This window comes from Syntrophorhabdaceae bacterium, from assembly GCA_035541755.1.
Classification (GTDB): Bacteria; Desulfobacterota; Syntrophorhabdia; order Syntrophorhabdales; family Syntrophorhabdaceae; genus PNOF01.
On sequence record DATKMQ010000028.1, the window covers coordinates 1 to 19,650 of the forward strand.

A 19,650-nucleotide genomic window follows, 5' to 3' on the forward strand; every position below is an offset into this window, starting at 1 on the left:
AAGAGACCTTCTTTCCGGTAGAACTCGATAAGGGGCGCCGTCTTCTCATTGTATGTCTCAAGACGCTTGGTGATGGCCTCTTCAGTTTCATCCGCGCGCTGCACCGCCGGGGCGCCGCATTTGACACATGTCCCGTCCGCCTTGGGCGGCTTGCTCTTAATATTATAGATTTCCTGGCAGTCAGGATTGGAGCATGTCCTCCTCGTTGTCAGCCTGTCGAGAATGACCTCTTTGGGCACGTCGATATTCACGACCAGGTCCAGTTTGATATTCAACTTCTGGAGAAGCTTCTTTAACGCCTCTGCCTGAGGTATGGTCCTCGGAAACCCATCGAGAAGAAACCCTTTGGCGCAATCAGGCTCTTTAAGTCGCACTTCCATAATGTCCATGATGAGTTTATCAGGAACGAGTTCACCTCGCTCCATATAACCTTTGGCCTCTTTGCCAAGGTCGCTTCCCGCTTGGACGGCGTTTCTTAAGATATCTCCTGTTGAAATCTGCACTGATCCGTCATAATCGGTGAGCATCTTTGCTATGGTACCCTTTCCAGCGCCCGGCGCACCTAACAGAACTATTCTCATTACACATCCTCCTTAATATATTCGATTTTACTAAACAGAATAACCGTTTGTAATCTTATTGCGTAATCTATTTGGCGGTCTTCTTCTCCTGTTTCTCTTTTCTCTTTTCTTTCAATGTCTTCTGCGGGGCCTTCTTGCTCTCTTTCTTTTGCTTGTTTTTTTCAGCCATGGTAACCCTCCCTGTGGTGGATTTTTTTGAGTTTATCAGAAAAATCGCCAAAAATCATTGGGAAAAATGGTGAAGCGCCTTTGGATTGAGAAGAAAGGCGGCAAAGCGGGCTTTTCTGCTTGACTGGCAGAGGATTGTACGGTAGCGTATTAGGACGTCAGATCGTTCAAGGTCCTCTATGAAGAAGGATTACTATCTATATATAGGCCGTAACGAGAAGCAGTTCTTCGCGCTGCCTCAGGCATGGTTTGTCTCGCATTTCGTCGAAGACGAGCAAGAGGCGCCCGTACCCTCCATCGGCGAGATGACACTGGATGCCATTACACAACCTTTAGGAACCGCTCCCTTCCGGGACCTCGTAGGCGGCGCCAATCGTATTGCAGTCGTTGTGGATGACGCAACCCGGCCCACGCCGGTAGCCGAGGTTCTCGATGCGCTGCTCGCCTACATAGCAGACGCCGGTTTTCCACGGGAAAATGTCACCGTGGTTGTAGCACTCGGCACCCACGAGGTCATGAGTGCGGATGCTCTGGCACGGCGGGTGGGCGAGCATGTTCTCAGTCGATACAAAGTGGTCCAGCACAACGCATGGGGAGACGATCTCGTCCCCGTCCACGTTCCCAACCATGAGAGGTCGGTGAAGATCAATCGAGAGGTGGCGGGCGCCGACCTCAAGGTTGCCATCAGCTCCATACTGCCCCATCCCATGGCAGGTTACGGAGGTGGCCCCAAAAGCATGATGCCCGGTATCTGTGATTACGAATTTATCCGGGACCACCACATGAAACATTTAATCAATCCTCGCTCCGTCGCCGGGGCGACAAAAGGGAACCCTTTCCATGAGAACTGCATGCTCGTGGCCCGCACAATCGGGCTCAATTTTTCCATAAACTGCCTGTATAATCCGAAGGGACAGGTCATACGTATCGTGGCGGGCAGCCTGGATGCGGCCTTTGCAGAGGCCGTACAGTTCTGTCTCAAAAAACTCGGCTACAGGTTCGAAGAAAAGGTCGATGTGACGATCACGTCCTCCTACCCGCATACGCATGGACACCAGCTCTTCAAAGGCCTAAGCGCGCCCGATGCGGTGACCAAAGAAACAGGGGCCATTCTGCTTCTCGCACCCATTGTCGCGCCCATCAACGCCGAATTCATCAGATCCTTTGAGGTGATAAAAGAGAGGTCATGCAACAATTCGGCTGCCTACATACGAGAGCATCTATTAAAAGGCAAGGCATATCTGCCGGATAAATCCATCGATTTCAACATGGCCATGTCCACCCCTTTTCTCAGGCCACAGATACGGGTGATACTCGTCTCTCCCCATGTCTCACGGCAGCAGGCCGAAATCATGGGCATGGAGTATGCGGACTCCATCGAGCAGGGACTCGAAAGGCTCAAGACCGCATATCCTCAAGCCAAAGTTGCGATATTCCCTTCCGGAGGTCTCATCATCCCCATCGTAACCTGGCAGCAATAACCGGGAGTGGTTAGATAGCGGGGATTCGCTATGCAGAAAAAGACCGTGGCCATTATCATTCACGAAAAAGACAACGTGGCGACCGCCCTTAAGCCCCTTAAGCGCGACATGGTGGTCTCTGTCGATCACAAAGGGCGCTCCGAAAAGATTCGGATTCTTTCCGAGATACCTCCAGGCCACAAGTTCTCTCTCACCGATATCGATGAAGGAACGGCCATCGTCAAATACGGAGAGCCCATCGGGCAGAGCACAGCAAAGATCGCCCGGGGAGAACACGTGCATATTCACAATGTGACCAGTCCACCGCGCATGAGAGGATCATCATGACATTTGAAGGCTACAAAAGGCCGTACGGAAAAGCGGGAACGCGAAACTACGTGCTCGTGATCCCCAGCGTGGGCTGCTCACAGGGCGCAGCTCAGGCCGTAGCGCAAGGACTCAAAGGAGCGGTTTTCCTCCCTAACATTGCCGGCTGCGGACAGGTGGGAGAAGATCGTCCGCTGGTCAAAAAAGTACTGGCGGGCTTTGGCACCCACCCCAATGTCTTCGCGGTCCTCGTCGTGGGGCTCGGGTGCGAACATCTCTCTGCTCGGGAACTCGCGGATGAAATAACGCCATCTGGAAAACGGGTAGAGGTCCTCGTCATTCAGGACACCGGCGGGAGCAGAAAGACAATCGCCCGAGGGAGGAAAATCGTGAGAGAGATGCTCCATGATGCGGCGCACATCGCTCGCGAGTCGATCCCGCTCAGCGAACTGATACTCGGCACTGAATGCGGCGGCTCCGATTATACCTCCGGTCTCGCGTCAAATCCGGCCTTAGGGAATGCCTCCGATATGCTCGTGGCCGAGGGAGGAACGGTGATCCTCTCTGAGACCCCCGAGTTGATCGGGGCAGAGCATCTGCTCGCGGCGCGGGCCAAAAGCCCCGAGGCTCAGCGAAAGATCTTGAGCGCCGTGGCCTGGTGGGAAGGCAGAGCCATTGCATCGGGTCAGAATATCCGCGAAGCCGATCCCTCACCGGGAAACATCGCGGGGGGCATTACCACGCTAGAGGAAAAATCTTTAGGTTGCATTTATAAGGGCGGTACAAGCCCTCTTGAAGAGGTGATCCCGTACGCGGACCGGCCGATAAAAAAGGGGCTCGTGTACATGGATACACCGGCTCACGATATCGAACAGCTTACCGGTATGGTAGCCGGTGGCGCGCAGGTAGTTGCTTTTACCACGGGCAGAGGCACCCCACTCGGATCACCCATTGTACCCGTCATCAAGATCACGGGTAACAGGAAAACCTATCTTGCCATGAAAGACAACATAGATTTGGATGTGAGCAAGGTCGCCCAAGGCAGGGAAGCGGTAAACGATGCTGGCAAACGGGTGTTCGATGAAATTGTCGCCGTTTCTTCGGGAAAGACTGTAAAGGCGGAAAAACTCCTCCAGCGGGATTTCTGCATGTTCAAAATGAATATCAATATATAATAACCGGTCTCAAACCAGACTTTCTTAGGTCTTAAGGCAAAGGTCAAACAAGACAGATACCTGATAAGGAACAGGTCCACCCGTCCCTAACATCCCTGAATTTAGCGGCCATGATGAGCGTTGTTACCCGGTTTCATGCAATAAAGGACGCGCCATCAGGCGCAATACAAAACCGTTTTATTTGGGGGTAAGATAGTTAAACAGGGGCGATGGATTTTCTTTTAAGCCCCGGATTATGTCGATGCACGTTTGCGCGATATCCTGCAGCTTATGTCCGTCCGGGGATTCAAGCGAAGCCTTGAGGGTCGCAATAGCATCTTCACGACGGCCTGAACCTACAAGGGAGACAGTCAGATTATGGATCGCGACGGGATCGGTATTGTCGCACCGCGCGGCGGCAAGAAAGTATTCGAAGGCCATGGTCTTTTCCCCACGCAGCCAGCAGATAACGCCCAAATCGTTTAGTGCCCGGACGTGACGCGGTTCCTTAAGGAGAATGTTACGGATCGCAGCTTCCGCTTCATCGTGCTCACCCGCTATAAGCCGTGTCGCCACGGGCCGGTAAGAGTTTTCCGCTTGATCGGCTTCATGCTGCAAGAAAGCGAAGCCGTCCTTCTGCACCGTTTGCCAGTCGATCGTCGACATGTCGCGTTTGAAATATCCCCTTGTAAACAAGAAAAACTGTTCCGGCGTAAAAACACCATTCAAATAATAGATCTTTGTATTTTCATATTCTAAACCCAACACTCTTTTCACGTTGTCATTTATCAAGTTGTACCTGACATCGATTCCAAAAGGCATTCTGTAGATGAGATTCATGCTCCCTGCGGGTAATCCGATGAGTTTCAATATCTCTGAGACCATATATGCAAACAGGAAGGCCGACGGGTGCCGGTAATCTCTGAAGAGTTCTATTCTCTTATAGTTCTGCATAAAGAAGTCGTATATTTTGATGTCTGACTCTTGATCCAATGATTTAAGCTTTTCCAGTGATCTCTGGAAATGGTCCCGTATCAATCGAGCGTCCATGGGATGTGAAATATACTCCGTATAGGTGTTGGCAGAATATGATTCATCGAACATATAAAAAAAATCATTTGTGAAACATTTTTGTAGCGGCCAGAATCCGTCAAATCGGAAGTATTCTATCTTAATAACTTTACACTCCGGCTTTATATGCTTTACGAGATTGTCCGGTGACAGCAGCGGGTAATTCTTTATATTGTTCATAATCAGTACATCGGCGTCCGCGATCCTCGACAGCATGACCGGATTGTCGAGGTTCTCATAATTGACATCGGACTTTATGTCATACCGGTTCGCCACTTCCGGAATGCCGGCGAGATAGTGGCGTATGGCCGCACCGTGACAATTCATTAATATAAATATCTGTTTTCTCATTTTGGCTTAAAACATGAACTAAAATAGGTCCTCTTCCCGTTCTCCTCACCTCGATATCTGTCCATGGTCTCGCCCCGACATTCTACCACCGCTTAAGTCTGTTTCTCAACTGGAACGACTCACGCGTCGGCATAAACAGAACCTTTCTATGGGAAGCAGGAAAAAAGCCTCGATCGACTCTTAGCAAAAGGCATATATATTACTTGCAAAAAACAAGTGGTTGTTTTATACTACTTTCAGTCTGCAAGTGCTGAGCAAGAAATGTCCCGCGGCGATACACCCGGACGTTCCGGACAAAGCAAGTGTTTATGCTTCACAAAAGAAAGCAGTCAGGAGGAAAGGACCCATGGGTATGGCAGAGCGAATACGAGGAAAGGCCCTTGAACTGGGATACGAGGACTGCGGAATCATCAAAGTCAGCGCATTGGCCGGTTATCGCGAAAAGTTAGAGGAGCGCATCTCGCGGATACCAATGGGGGAGAAAATCTACGGGAATTTCAGGGGCTACGCAGACCCCTCGACAAGCAACGCGCAAATCAAGTCCGTCATAGTCGCCATTGTGCCTAACCACCGCTACAAGGTGCCCGCCGAATTTGCGGGCGCCTACGGCAAAGCCTACCTGTTCGACGCGCGGACAGACGAAAACGCGCCCTTTTTCAGGATACGTAAAGAATTTTCCGCGTTTCTTAAGAGTCTTGGCTTAACCTGTACGCTGGGCGGTGAGCACGGCATCCCGGCTCCGGCACGCTGGGCAGCCTATCAGGCCGGACTCGGCATCATCCGCCGGAATAATTTCTTTTACACTGAAAAGGGGTCATACAACTACATAACGATGCTCGCAATAGATAAGGAGCTCGAGCTGATTCGCGATGTAAAACTCAAGGACTGCCCCGAGAATTGCGGCAAGTGCATGGAGGCCTGCCCCACGCATACGTTGAGTGCGCCCTATACCATGTCGATGATGGGATGCGTCAGCTTTCAGACAAGCCTGTCCACGGCTTTCGGAATGGGCGTACCTTCCACCGAGATGGCGGAAAAGATAGGCCGCAGGATATATGGCTGCGACGTATGTCAGGATGTATGCCCCTTCAACCAGGATAAATGGGAGGGCGGCGAGGAGTTTCCCGGGCTCGAAGCGCTCGTTCCGTCTATGCGGCCCGAAAAGATCATGGAGGCAAGCTACGAGGAGATCAGACGCACCCTAGCCCCCAAATTCTGGTACATCAGAGAGGAGCACCTCTGGAAATGGAAACTAAACGCCCTGACGGTGATGATGAACGGCTATGAAGAGAAATACCATTCGCCTATAAAGCTTGGCCTCGAAGACACCGATGAAAGGGTACGCGCCTTTGCCCGCACAGTGTGCTCAAGCCTCGGAATATCGTTCTGATACCGCTGCCTTCGAAGACCGCACCGCTCGTCTCAATCTCAAGGAGGGCTTATGCGTCAAATAAACCATCTGTTTTTTCCTGAAAGAAATTATCTAAGCCGCGTAACGACTTCTCTGCGTTTTTTGAGCAGTATCGGTTCTTGACGTAATCTTCGAATCGCCATTCCCGGTAAGTTTGCAAAATTTCAAGCGAGAATCGAGAATTCTTCTAATGTAGATGAGGATATTGCGCGATAATGATGATACGGCGGTCGTGGTTCTTAAGGATCGATCATTGAGGTAGTGTGGGTTATGTACGAACACATAGGCCGTCTTAAGGGATCTCAACCCGTCCCGCATGGATATCGGAGCTGTTTGTTGTCGCAGGGGCACAAATGAAAGATCCATCGATGACTGCCGTAAACATTGTCAGGAAGACATCTGCTTCACGTCAGAGACTGAGCAAGCCAAAACATCCACAAGAAAAGCAAACCCTCGTCAGGCAACACGCGAGGAGAACGGCGGAAAAATCGGAGATTATTTTCAGAGAGCTATCCAAACACTCTCTTGCCGGCGTCTATCTCGTACAAAAGGACGGCCTGTTCAGATATGTCAATGCAAGATGGGCCCAAATATTCGGATACAAAGTCGAGGAAGTGGTAGATATACTGAGGGTAGAAGATCTGGTGGTCCCTGAAGACCTGGCCCTGGTGAAGCAGAGCCTGTCTAAAAGGGTATCGGGAGAACTGCCGACCCACCATTACGAATTCCGGATAGTAACCAAAGATAAAGACGTACGTCATGTTGAGGTCTATAGCTCCTACACTGAATATGAGGGAAGACCTGCCATAATAGGGACTTTGCAGGATGTTACCGACCGCAAACGCGCCGAACAGGCTTTAAAGGAAAGCGAGAACAAATACCGTTTGCTCGCCGACAACACAGCCGACGTGATTTTTACCTTCGGCCTGGACATGAAGTACAGATACGTGAGCCCGTCGGTAATAAGAATACGGGGATTTTCTCCTGATGAGGTCATCGGCCAGCTTATCAGCCAATCTGTAACGGCTGAAAGTCTTGAAGCGATGAACAAGGTCATCAGGGAGGAACTCTGGCTTGAAAAGACAGGGACAGCCAATCCCAGCCGGACAAGAATCCTGGAATTGGAGATGCTGTGTAAAGACGGATCCACCGTATGGGTCGAGGTTAAAGCGTCAGCCGTGCGCGACAGCGATGGTGATTTAGGAGAGATAATCGGTATAGGGCGTGACATCACGGAACGAAAGATGGCCGAAGAAGCCCTGCGCACGAGCGAGCTTCGAATATCTCAGGCCATGGAGCTTGCGCACGTTGTGTACTGGGAATATGATCCCCTTGAGAATACGTTGATATTCAACGATCCATTCTATGCCTTGTATGGCACGACCGCCGAGCGGGAAGGGGGATACCGGATGACACGGGAAGAATATGCAAAACGGTTCATCCATCCCGACGATGAGCCGCGTGTCTCTGAAACCGCAGAGCAGCTTAATGCAATGTATGGCTATAGACCCATTCCCGATATTGAGCATCGTATCGTTCGTCGCGATGGTGAGGTGCGATATGTGGCAGTCCGAGCGAGCGCGATTCGAGACGATTCAGGCCGTATCATCAAGAAGTATGGGGTGACCCAGGATATCACCGCACGGAAACAGGCTGAAACCAGGTTATCTGAATCAGAGGAACGATACCGCACGGTCTTTGAAAATACCGGAACCGCAACGATAATTGTTGAAGATGATACGACGATCAGCCTTTGCAATACAGAGTTCGAACGCCTTTCCGGCTACACAAAAAATGAAATGGAAGGCAAAAAGACCTGGACCGAATTCGCGGTCAAGGAAGACCTGGGAAGGATGCTCTCTTCACACTATCTGCGGCGTGAGGCCCCTTACGCTACCCCAAGGCAATATGGATTTCAGTTTGTGACGCGAACCGGAGAAATACGCGATATGTATTTGGTTATAGACATGATCCCCGGTACCAAGAAGAGTGTGGCATCACTGGTGGACATAACGGAATTAAAGCGGGCGGAACAGGAAAAGGCGCGCCTTGAGACTCAACTTCATCAGGCACAGAAAATGGAAGCTATCGGCACCTTAGCAGGAGGTATCGCCCATGACTTTAACAATATTCTTACGGCCCTCATAGGATATGCCACCCTGCTCCAGATAGAGATTAAACACGGCGTGTCACGGGGTCACGTGGACCAGATCCTGGCGGCTTCACAGAAGGCTGCGGACCTCGTGCGGAACCTTCTCGCTTTCAGCAGGCAGCAGTCGATTAGGCTTGAGCCGGTCAGCCTGCACGCCATTGTGAAAGAGACGGAAAAGCTTTTGAAGCGTCTCTTGACCGAAGATATCGTTGTCAAAACTCTGTTGGCCGATAATGACATCGTGATCATGGCCGACCGGACTCAGGTTGACCAGATTCTCTTCAATCTTGCTACCAATGCCAGGGATGCCATGCCAAGGGGTGGCGCGTTTACCGTAGAGACAAAGACGGTGGATCTGGACGTTGAGTTCCAGCGGCTTCACGGTTACGGGAAACCCGGGCAATACGCGCTTCTCTCCATCTCCGATACGGGCGTGGGTATGGATGAGATCACCAGAGAGAGGATCTTTGATCCGTTCTTTACTACCAAAGAAGCAGGGAAAGGAACAGGTCTCGGGCTCTCGACTGTCTACGGCATTGTCAAGCAGCATGACGGCTATATTACCGTATACAGCGAACCACATATGGGAACGACCTTCCATATCTACCTTCCTATGGCAAGAGGAGCGCCACAAGAAAAAAGACCCGAACCGGTTCCCGTCAAGGGAGGCGACGAGATCATCCTGATCGGGGAGGATAACGAAGCGGTTAGAGAGCTCATGGACAAAGCGCTCACGCAGTACGGATATGCTACTATTAAAGCCGTTGATGGACAGGACGTGGTGGAGCAGTTCAAGGCTGCTGATAGAATCGACCTTCTCATCCTTGACTCGGTCATGCCGAAAAAGAGCGGACGGGAAGCCTATAATGAAATACTTACACTAAAGCCCGACATCAAAGTAATCTTCACGAGCGGCCATACAAAAGATGTGGTGCTCGATAGAGGCCTTCAGGAAGGAGAGTTTAGCTTTCTGCAGAAGCCTATATCACCACTGGCGCTCCTGCAAAAGATAAGGGATGTGCTGGATGACGGGCAAAAAGAAGAGAAAGCGATCTTTGAGGGCTTCCCGCCATAATGTGCAATTCTTCGTACCGGGTTCACCCAGTACTCGAATATAGAAATAGCCCGGCCTTTCGCATGCTATTCCAGGTACGCCCCTTTGTCTGCGCTTACTGCGTGCTTCGCGAAATGAGCGAGATAGCCCTTGGTAACGCTTGGCGCCGGTGCCTTCCATGATTTGAGCCTCTCAGCAATCTCTTGATCACTCAATTCCACGGTGAGCGTTCGCTGGGGGATGTCTATACTGATTATGTCCCCATCGCGGATCGCGGCTATGGGCCCGCCGACTGCGGCTTCGGGAACGATGTGCCCCACGCAGGGACCGCCCGAGGTGCCGGAGAACCGCCCGTCGGTAATGATTGCGACCGATTTATCGAGACCCAGGTCAACAAGCATCCATGTAGCCATGACCATCTCCCTCATGCCGGGCCCGCCTTTGGGTCCCTCGTAACGAATAACCATCACCTCTCCCTCACGCACCTTTCCCGAGAGCAATGCGTCCACACAGTCCTCTTCCTGCTCAAAGACCCGCGCGGGTCCGCGATGTTGATGCATCTCCGGCCTCACGGCAGTCTGTTTCACCACGGCCACGCCCAGATTGCCCTTGAGCACCGCTATGCCGCCGTCTTTGCCTTTAGGGCGAGAAAGGGGATGAATCACATCCGGGTCCTTGATTTCGGTCCCTTTCAGATTCTCCGCAAGGCTCTTCCCGGTCACCGTCATTACGCTCGTGTCGAGCATACTTTCCATGGATTTCATGACCGCCTGCAGTCCTCCGGCCCGCTCGAAATCCTCCATGAGATATTTCGGGTCTGACGGCTTGATCTCCATGATCGACGGCGTGTGCCGGCTGATGTTCTCAAAATCGTCGAGGTTAAAGGGATAATCGAGCTCGTGAGCGATGGCAGGAAAGTGGAGCGTCAGATTCGTGGAACCGCTCGTGGCGCAGCAAACTTTGACCGCATTCGTGAAGGCTTGAGGCGTCATGATATCGTTCGCCTTGATTCCGTTCCGCACAAGGTCCATGACCCTGCGACCTGCCTCTTCGGCCAAGCTTTCGAGGGCGGGGTCCGTGGCACAGACGGAAGAGTTGCCGGGCAGAGAAAGGCCCAGGGCCTCCGCGGCAATGCACATGCTATTCGCAGTTCCCATGAGGCAACATGCGCCCGGTCCCGGGCACACACGGCCTTCAATTTCCCGTAATTCCTCTTTCGAGACCTTGCCCTGGCGATGCATGACGAAATATTTGCCCATGGAGGAACAATCGAGGCGCTCCCCCTTGTAATGGCCTGCAGGCATGTAACCGCCGGTGAAAACAACCGTAGGAAGATTGCAGCGCGCAGCGGCCATGATGAGTCCCGGGACTATCTTGTCGCACGTCCCGATCATGACTGCAGCATCGTAGCTCGCGTGCTCTATCATCATCTCAACCGAGGCCGCGATGAGGTCCCTGCTGGGCAAGACATATTTGAAGCCCACGTTTCCGCTTCCCTGGCCGTCGCATGGGGCGAGCACGTTAAAGATCGTCGCCATGCCTCCGGCCTCTTTTACGCCGCGCTTAACCGCCGCGGCCACGCGGTCCAGGTGATAGGAACCGGGGAGTATCTCATTCCATGTGTTTGCTATGGCTATAAGGGGTTTCTCCAGGTCTTCATCGGTCGCGCCCATGGCCTTGAAGAAGACCCTGCGCATATAATACTGAGGAACGTCAGGGCTTAGACCTTTGCTTCTTAAGTGCTGGCTCATTACACCCTCCTTACAGGATAGATATCGACCTCGCTTACCCGGAGAAACTGAAGGGCCGGGCAACATACTATTCTACCGCACATCACGAGGCAAATCCATAGCCGGTATCTGGCCGATAAAATCATCGAGGGATGAAAAAGGGCAGCATCCACGCTGGAAGCATTAAGAAAAAAGGGGCAGGACCATTTCTGATCCTGCCCCGCTCTTACCGAACGTTCCTTATTAGAGTCTAAACTGTCCCACCATGTTCTGCAGCTCCTTGGAGAGATTGGCCAGTTTGGCTGACGCCTCTGCGTTGCCCTGGATTCTCTTCGCGGTCTCCTGCATGACCTGGGAGATCTGCTGGATGCTGGAGGCGATTTCGTTGGTAGTCGACGTTTCTTCCTCAGACGCAACGGCGATCTGGTTGATCTCGGCGGTAACCTTGTTGATCTGGTTCAAAATATCTTTGAGCGCTTCGCCAGATTTGGCGGCCTCTACGGTGCCCTGCCCCACGTCGAGCACGCCTTCTTCCATGGACACAACGGCTTTCTTGGTTTCTGACTGCATGGCCTGTATGGTTTCGCGGATCTCTTTGGTAGCGTCGCTCGTTCGCTCTGCAAGCTTGCGCACCTCATCGGCAACAACGGCAAAACCCCTGCCGTGTTCACCGGCCCGGGCCGCTTCAATTGCCGCGTTCAAAGCGAGAAGGTTTGTCTGATCGGCCACATCGTTAATGAGCCCCACGATCTCTCCGATCTGATCGGAACGCATACCCAGGCTCTTGATTATCTCCGCCGTTTCCTTGACGCGGCTGTTGATGCGGTTCATAACCTCTATGGTTTCCTGGATAATACGCTCTCCCGTTGAAGCAGAGGCGTTGGCCTTCTCAGAGCTCTTTGCCGCCATGACACAGTTCTGGGCTATTTCCGAGGTAGTCTTGCTCATCTCCTCGCTCGCGGCAGCCACCGAGTTCACCTGCATGGCCGCTTCCTCAACGCCTGTTGCCATGTGCTCGGTTGCGGAATCGAGCATATTGGCCGCTGAAGAGACCTCGTTGCTGCTTCGCGCGACCTGGGTGATGGCCCCGTGGAGCTTCTCGGCAAAGGCATTGAAATGTCCTGCCATGGCGCCGATTTCATCAGATGAGTCCACGTCGATACGTCTCGTGAGATCACCCTGAGAAACACTCTCGATGGCCTCCACGGTCCTGTTGATGGGGGCGATGATGATCGATTTCATACGCATGCTGATGATGAAGGATATAATCGCTGCGAGAAGGCATACGGCAATTGAGATGATAAGAACCATTCCATAGGTTTTGCCCGCCGAGGTATACTGGTCCTTGCCGAGCTTTTTTTCCAGGTCAATAAGGCCGTTTAACTTTTCATTAATAGTCCAGAAATAGTCATCTGCCTGACCCATAAGGATGGTGGCCGTGGACATGTCGGCGGCGGCCCCTTCGGTCACAGTTTTTATGAGCCCCATGTACTTGGTTATCTGGTCTTGAGTCTCGACAAAGCTATCCTTCTCGGCCTTTGTCAAATTCGGTGATTGAGCGATTGCCTGCGTCTCGTCTATGATCTTCTGGACTTTATCGAACTGGTTCTTGGCGAAATTGTCGGTTTTGGCCTTTGCATAATTGGCGGTCAGCATGTTCATCAGTTTATAGACGTTAGCATGCACCTCGGTCAAATCCTTTATAATGCCCGCGCTTGCCTGGTAGTTCCGGAACCGGTTGTTAAAGATATCGTCGAGGGCCGCTTTCTGCTTGAAAAAACCGAAGTAGCACACGATCCAGACAACGACAAGGAACACAATTGCCGCTCCGGGCGAAACCAGAAGTTTTACGGTCATGTTTAAATTGGCGAGCCGTCTTCCCATTTTCTTATCCTCCTCATTCCTTCCTCACAAAATTGTTGCTTTGTGAGATGTAGTAGGAAGGAGCGTCCTGCCCCCGTCGCTACCGCATACACTCTATTTCTACGCCTGCTTTATGCCTCTTACACAGACCCGCAAGCATTCTATCAGCAAATCTAATGCCATTTCAAGCTCTCACTTTACGCCATTGTTTCTTGAAAAGCGGACCAAAAGGGTTTATGCGGGTCGGCCTCCTAAAGACCATGACCCGCATCCTTACGTCGACTACGTTATTATTGGAAGATGCCGGAAAGGGTAAACATCTCAGTGCCTTCAACCCTCTGTACCCATGACTTCTTAGCCTGCAGTTTCTTCGTTGCCGGGTTGGTCCACATGTATTCCATCCAGCCACTACCTTTTGTCTTTGCGATATCGATCATCTCCCGCACAAAGTACTTGCCGTCGGGATCCTTCAGATCATAGTGGTTCTGTCCAACAATGGCAGGAGCAACGGGGTTTGCAAGAAAGACACCTTTGAAATCGTGTAATGTCACATACATTTCGCCCTTAACAAACTGACCTTTCGCATTGTTAAGCTCAGCAGCGCCCTTTTCTTTACCATTTGCCTTCACATAGGCTGCGGCTTTCTCGCCGAGCGCTTTAGCCTCTTCGAGGCTCGCGGCATATGCCGTATAGATCCCACCGAAGAAGAACGTCACTGCCGTGAACACCGCAATACTCCATACAACTCGTTTCATGAAAAACCTCCTTTTGCGTATCTAAGATGTCGCCGGTCATCATCCGGCTCGAAAATTTATCGGCAATTGAATGCGGCACTTAAGAATATTCAAGTAAAATGTTTCAACGCGCGCTGACTTACGGCGCAATCGCCCGTTCAGCGCAGCAACCCGCGTTGTTTGACTACGTTCTACGAATGCGTTAAGACGAGTTGGTTAGTTAAGTGTCTCTCGCAGTCCCTTACAATGCGCCTGCCGGTAATCACTTACACGGAGCAACAATGCCTATCGGTTCTTTTGAGAAGAAACCCCAGTTTGATCCTGATCGGCCACGATCACGACGATCAAGCGATCAGGATGAAGGTATGTCCTGGCGAGACGGTTTACATCCTCTCTCGTGACAGCACCTACGAAGGATGGATACCGGTGCAGATAGTCGGATCCCAGCTTGAAATACTCTATCTGCGTCATAACGCTTACAAGTCTCGCCTGGGTACTGAACCTGAAGGGAAAGCTTCCCACGAGATACTTCTTGGCCCCCTCCAGCTCTTGCGGTGAGACTATCTGCTCCTGCATCGTTCTCATCTCAGCCATAGCAAGGTCGATAGATTCTCGGGCGGACTGGTTCTTTGTCTGAAGCATGATCAGGAAAGCTCCGGGGTGCTTGCGTGCGTCAAAAGAACTTTGAACGGAATAAGCGAGCCCTCTTTTTACTCTGATTTCCTCCATGAGCCTGGATGTGAGGCTTCCCCCGCCGAGAATGTAGTTCATGACCGTCAAGCCGTAGAAGTCGGGGTTTTCCCTGCTCACGCCTTCATGACCAAGGATGATATTGGCCTGTGTGATATGTTTCGCAATTAAGATCGTCTGTCGCCCTGTGGCAACTTCCCCGGCAAGCGACTCGCGAGGTATCTCACGAGATGGCCACGTATTAAGAAAAGGGATGATTTTGGCGCGCACCTCACCCATCGATATATCGCCTGTCACGGCGAGAATCGCGTTATTTGGCCTGTAGTACGCGTTATAGAATCCTGCCACATCCGACCGGGTAATCTTCTCGAGCGATTCCTTCGTACCCTCTTCGGGATGATCGTAAGGACCCTTGAGAAATAGGGCCTTCTGAAAAGCCTTGCCTACTACCTCCCCGGGATCATCCTCCGCCGATTGAATTGCCGCCTTTGTTCTCTCCACTTCGCGGACAATCTCGCCCTCAGGAAACGTGGGGCTCGCCAGCGCGTCGAAGAAGACGGTGAGCGCCTGATCGAGGTTCTTCTTGAGTACCTTGAGCGTGACCGTGGCAAAGTCCGCTGCGGCGGAGCCGTTAAGCGAAGCGCCCATGAAGTCAAGCTCCTGATTGATTCGGTCGGCGCTATGCGTCTTGGAGCCTGCCATGAGGGTCCTTGCCGTGAGACGGGCGAGTCCCGCCCTGTCCTGCGGATCGTATTGAGCGCCGGCGTCTATAAGCATCTGAAGCGTCACAAAAGGAAGCGAGTGCTCTTCACTTACAAGCAGAGTTAATCCCCCGGAAAGCACCTCTCTTTGTATGACCGGCACGCTTTGGGCTATCGCATTTCCCTGCCACATGATTGCAGCTGATAAAAGGCAACAGAATACTATGAAAGACGGTACGGACAACCATGAATGATGAACAGTTCTTTTGTGACGGCGATGAGCCATGCGGCCTCCTTATCGAATGATCCGTTCTTTGCCACCCAACTCCTGGGTCGGCGTTTCCTTAGTCGGCGGAATCGCCTTGAGGATCGCCACGGTTCGGTTCTCAGGCGAAAGGTAACGGGCGACCGCGCGCATAACATCTTGAGCCGACACGTTGCGAATCTTTGGGACATAGTCGTCAGCCAAGCGCCAGTCGCCGGCGATTTCGTATTGAGCGAGAAGCATGGCCTGGGAAAAGATCGAATCCTGACCATAGATGAATGAGGCTTCGAGCTGGTTCTTCACCTTCTCAAGCTCCTGCGCATCTACAGGCTCTTTTCCGAGACGATCCACTTCCTGATCGATGGCCTTTTCCACCTCCTCCATTCCTTTTCCGGGAAGAGGATCCACCGATATGGTAAAGAGATGGGGATCTTTAGACAAGAGCGCATGATCGGCATCCACGTTGAGCGCGATCTGTCTTTCTCGAACAAGACCACGATACAGCCTGGAACTTTTCCCGGCGGAAAGAATACCTTCAACCACTTCAAGCGCGTAGCTGTCGTCATTTTTGAGGTTCGGAACGTGATACCCCATGATGATGGAAGGGAGGAGGGCTTCTTTCTCCACCACTATCCTGCGCTCGCCTCTCTGAGGCTCGTCCAGGTTCCTCACCTGATCAGGGGCCTTGCCTGACGGAATGGACCCGAAGGCGGCATCTATGCTCGCAAGCACACGCTTTCTGTCAAAATCCCCCGCCACGACCAGAAACGCATTCGAAGGGCTGTAGTAGATTGCATGATAGGCCTTCACATCCTCAATGGTAAAACCCTGGAGATCGACCATACATCCGATCACGGGCCAGTGATACGGCTGAATTTGAAATGCAGTGGCCTCCATGTTCTCCGCGAGAGAGGCCTCGGGGTTATCTTCCGTACGAAGCCTTCGCTCCTCCATGACTACCTGAAGTTCCGTACGGAAATCCTCTTCGCGCAAAAGGAGGTTCTGCATCCGATCAGATTCAAGCATGATAGGGATGTCAACCTTTTCAGCGTATATGTTTTCAAAGTAAGCGGTAAAATCTGTTGAGGTGAAGGCGTTATTGTTGCCCCCATTTTCTTCGAGTATACGGGAGAATTCCTTGGCGCTCACCCTGGTGGTTCCCTTGAACATCATGTGTTCGAGCATATGTGAAAGGCCTGTCTTTCCCCACGCCTCGTTCCTCGAACCCACCCGGTACCACACCTGAAATGTCACGAGCGGGGCTTTATGGTTTTCGAGGAGTATCACCTTGAGGCCGTTTCCGAGAACGGTCTCGTATACCGTGTCCTTAAGGGCCGCTCGTGCGAGACCTGTACAAAGAACCAAAATCAGGGCGACCGCCGTAAGCGACCGTGTTGCTGAACGAAGAGGCCGTTCCACTCTCATCACCAGCATATTGCATTTCACCATAAACCTCCTCTTGCTCTTTCTCACTTACCGCTTTGTGAGGACGATCTCATGAAAACCCACCAAACATGCGCCGGGGGCGAGAACAGTCCTGCTTAATCCGGTCGCTATCCAACGAGCAGACCGCGTATGGTCCCTCAAGCATCCGTTCATTTGACGAATCGTCTTCCCGATGGGCCTGTGCAGACTTCTTCCCCTTCGCTGCCAAGATAGCATCCGGTACATCTTCCGTTGCAGTCGATGTATGCATCGTTACACAGTTCCGTGGCCTGAAGGGGATGGAACGTATCAATTGAATCCACGAAGTCGCCCCTTTCCGGATCACCGATATAACAGAATACGATGTACTGTTCCTCGTCCGTTTGGGCCTGCCCGTAGACGGCGCAGAGATTCAGGATCAGCATAAACAGGGCCAATACAAGCAGGCTTTTGCTTTTCCCTATCATCTGTCACCTCCGCGTCTCTTAAGATAGTACCTTCGGTACTCTTTCTATATATAATACAGATTTCTCATTTCTGCGTCCGGACGGTGGTCGCGAATCGTCGCCACCCAAAAGCTGATCACACGCAGGCGGCCCAAAAGGAATATAAGCTCCCTCGGGAAAAGTTGCTGCGACATTCCGCAAGGATAAATGTTGCAAAGGGTCTTGCGCTCGCTGTAGAATAGTCTATAGAATACTCCTCAATGAGATGAAAAGAAAGAGCGGCTACGTCCATGGTTATTCCGATCGCGAGCATTCAAGACTGCACGATCAGGCAAATACACTGACCGAGCTTTTGCACGGCGATACATTTTACGCGGCAAACAGTACGGTCCTCGAAGCTGGCTGCGGTGTTGGCGCGCAGACGGTGATCCTGGCCGAGAGGAGTCCCGACGCTGAGATACTGGCCATCGATCTTTCCCAGGAATCGATCAATGAGGCCAAAGCATTAATCGAGAAACAGGGTATATCAAACGTACGGTTTGAGTTGGGCGACATTTATCACCTCAATCTTCCCGACGAAAGTTTTGACCATGTCTTCGTCTGTTTCGTTCTTGAACATTGCATACGGCCCCTCGACGCGCTCGTGCATCTCAAGAGAGTATTGAAACCGGAAGGTTCCATCACGGTCATCGAGGGCGATCACGGCTCCACATATTTCTATCCTGAAAGCGCGGAGGCACAAAAAGTGATACAGTGCCTCATCGATCTTCAGGGCGGTATAGGGGGAAACGCGCTCATAGGCCGACAGGTCTATCCTTTGCTCAAGGCCGCCGGCTTCAGGAACATGAAGGTCATGCCCCGGATAGTCTATGTTGATTCGAGAAGTCCGGAGCTGGTCCAAGGATTCACCAAGAATACTTTTATCGCCATGGTGGAAGGGGTACGGGAACGTGCGTTGCGGTTCGGCATCATTGACGAGGAGGCATGGGAAAGAGGCATTCGCGGCCTTAATCGGACAACCGAGAAAGACGGCACCTTCTGTTATACCTTCTTCAAAGGCGTGGCAATTAAGTAGATACGGCTTACTTACACGGTATAAGGATGCGTGCCTTACGCCTGAGGCAGGCGCATCCGTAAACGGAAAGTCGCGCCCGTCCTTCCCACACCGTTACGCCTTACGACGCCTGAACAAGTCTCGTTCCACCCTCGGACAACTGCCGTACTGGTTGAGAGCAGACGGGATAGTCCTCTTCCTTTATCGCGAGACCGTCTGTCTGCAAAGAAAGCATTTCTTCCAACAAAAATTGTAGATAATTCTCAAATTGGCGGCTTCCGGCCGCCTAAAGGACGCGCCGCCGGGTAGAGGCCCCGACCGACGCAAGTATGCTCCCGATAATATTGAATTTATGCGATATCAAGGGGGGTATCTCCAATCTCGCCTGAAAACCCTGTTGTGTGACGAAAGTCACTGAAGATACAGCCAAATATGCCGTGGCACGTATATTGCTGTTGTAATAGGCATGAACGCGAAAACAACCATGATGATACTCAAAGAGATGGCGAGAGAAAAGACAAAGGTCATGAGGAAGAGAGGGATTATCTCTGTTTTAGCCATTCTATTTACGTGTCTCTCGGCAGGCCCCTCATTCGCCTCCTGGACCCAAAGCATTAGCGAGGACGGGGTCTACAACGGCACGACATACCTGATCAATAAGATTGAGGTCTTTAAACTTGACGGAACGAGCGGTTTTGCAAGTCCGGGCATGAGTAACTTCAGCGCCGGTACCTGGACCGTACAGATGCCTAATACGAGTTATGTGGTGGCAACGAACGTCACAACGGGTATCAATAACTTTAACTGGCTCTTTTCCTTTACCGGGAGCTCTACTGATTCATTACACCTTGCCTATCTGGCGTATACCACTACCGGCCAGGTATTCGGTAGTTACTTGAATTACAACTACGGGGGCTCCTCGACCTGGAACTTCCCTACCATTACGAACCTGAACGTCAACGACCCCACATACAACAGGACTCCTTCTTCCGTACCCATCCCTCCGGCGGTAT

Annotated in this window: 15 protein-coding genes; 7 read left to right on the top strand and 8 right to left on the bottom strand. The window is 51.8% G+C overall.

Going from position 1 to position 19,650, the window contains the following annotated elements:
- Positions 1-581: adenylate kinase (locus VMT62_02190; GenBank protein ID HVN95213.1), on the bottom strand; the 581-nt coding region annotated here is incomplete at its 3' end.
- A gap of 347 nt (positions 582-928) precedes the next feature.
- On the opposite strand from VMT62_02190, the gene VMT62_02195 reads away from it, so the two are divergent.
- The 3 genes from VMT62_02195 to VMT62_02205 are packed head-to-tail and all read left to right on the top strand — an operon-like array spanning position 929 to position 3,711.
- On the top strand, positions 929-2,230 hold the full coding sequence (locus VMT62_02195) for a lactate racemase domain-containing protein (protein ID HVN95214.1): 1,302 nt from the start codon (positions 929-931) through the stop codon (positions 2,228-2,230).
- Positions 2,231-2,260: 30 nt separating this feature from the next.
- Positions 2,261-2,557: a UxaA family hydrolase gene (locus VMT62_02200; GenBank protein HVN95215.1), complete on the top strand. Its 297-nt coding sequence runs from the start codon at positions 2,261-2,263 to the stop codon at positions 2,555-2,557.
- The gene (locus VMT62_02205; GenBank protein HVN95216.1) at positions 2,554-3,711 is read left to right on the top strand and encodes a UxaA family hydrolase; all 1,158 of its coding nucleotides are present in this window, start codon (positions 2,554-2,556) and stop codon (positions 3,709-3,711) included. The genes VMT62_02200 and VMT62_02205 overlap by 4 nt, the downstream gene beginning before the upstream one ends.
- 177 nt (positions 3,712-3,888) lie before the next feature.
- Here VMT62_02205 and VMT62_02210 read toward each other — a convergent pair whose 3' ends face one another.
- Positions 3,889-5,088 (bottom strand): WcbI family polysaccharide biosynthesis putative acetyltransferase, encoded by a 1,200-nt coding sequence (locus tag VMT62_02210; protein ID HVN95217.1) that lies wholly within the window; start codon positions 5,086-5,088, stop codon positions 3,889-3,891.
- Between the two features lie 370 nt (positions 5,089-5,458).
- Between VMT62_02210 and VMT62_02215 the strand changes: the two genes are divergently transcribed.
- Together VMT62_02215 and VMT62_02220 are read left to right on the top strand one after the other, a co-directional pair.
- Positions 5,459-6,502: a 4Fe-4S double cluster binding domain-containing protein gene (locus VMT62_02215; protein HVN95218.1), complete on the top strand. Its 1,044-nt coding sequence runs from the start codon at positions 5,459-5,461 to the stop codon at positions 6,500-6,502.
- A gap of 374 nt (positions 6,503-6,876) precedes the next feature.
- Positions 6,877-9,750: a PAS domain S-box protein gene (locus VMT62_02220; GenBank protein HVN95219.1), complete on the top strand. Its 2,874-nt coding sequence runs from the start codon at positions 6,877-6,879 to the stop codon at positions 9,748-9,750.
- A gap of 65 nt (positions 9,751-9,815) precedes the next feature.
- Here the strand turns inward: VMT62_02220 and ilvD are convergent, their stop codons facing one another.
- The 6 genes from ilvD to VMT62_02250 all read right to left on the bottom strand — a co-directional run bounded on the left by ilvD (position 9,816) and on the right by VMT62_02250 (position 17,604).
- Positions 9,816-11,480, bottom strand: coding sequence for a dihydroxy-acid dehydratase (gene ilvD / locus VMT62_02225; protein HVN95220.1), 1,665 nt, complete (start codon positions 11,478-11,480; stop codon positions 9,816-9,818).
- A gap of 222 nt (positions 11,481-11,702) precedes the next feature.
- On the bottom strand, positions 11,703-13,343 hold the full coding sequence (locus tag VMT62_02230; protein ID HVN95221.1) for a methyl-accepting chemotaxis protein: 1,641 nt from the start codon (positions 13,341-13,343) through the stop codon (positions 11,703-11,705).
- A gap of 269 nt (positions 13,344-13,612) precedes the next feature.
- Positions 13,613-14,077: a cache domain-containing protein gene (locus tag VMT62_02235; protein HVN95222.1), complete on the bottom strand. Its 465-nt coding sequence runs from the start codon at positions 14,075-14,077 to the stop codon at positions 13,613-13,615.
- Between the two features lie 264 nt (positions 14,078-14,341).
- Entirely contained in the window at positions 14,342-15,640 is a 1,299-nt protein-coding gene (locus VMT62_02240) for a pitrilysin family protein (GenBank protein HVN95223.1), read from the bottom strand.
- A 102-nt stretch (positions 15,641-15,742) separates the two neighbouring features.
- Positions 15,743-17,161, bottom strand: a complete 1,419-nt coding sequence (locus VMT62_02245) for a pitrilysin family protein (GenBank protein ID HVN95224.1) — start codon at positions 17,159-17,161, stop codon at positions 15,743-15,745.
- Positions 17,162-17,307: 146 nt separating this feature from the next.
- Positions 17,308-17,604: a hypothetical protein gene (locus VMT62_02250; protein ID HVN95225.1), complete on the bottom strand. Its 297-nt coding sequence runs from the start codon at positions 17,602-17,604 to the stop codon at positions 17,308-17,310.
- 244 nt (positions 17,605-17,848) lie between these two features.
- Between VMT62_02250 and VMT62_02255 the strand changes: the two genes are divergently transcribed.
- Both VMT62_02255 and VMT62_02260 read left to right on the top strand, forming a co-directional pair.
- The gene (locus VMT62_02255) at positions 17,849-18,658 is read left to right on the top strand and encodes a methyltransferase domain-containing protein (protein HVN95226.1); all 810 of its coding nucleotides are present in this window, start codon (positions 17,849-17,851) and stop codon (positions 18,656-18,658) included.
- Between the two features lie 445 nt (positions 18,659-19,103).
- Positions 19,104-19,650: hypothetical protein (locus tag VMT62_02260; protein HVN95227.1), on the top strand; the 547-nt coding region annotated here is incomplete at its 3' end.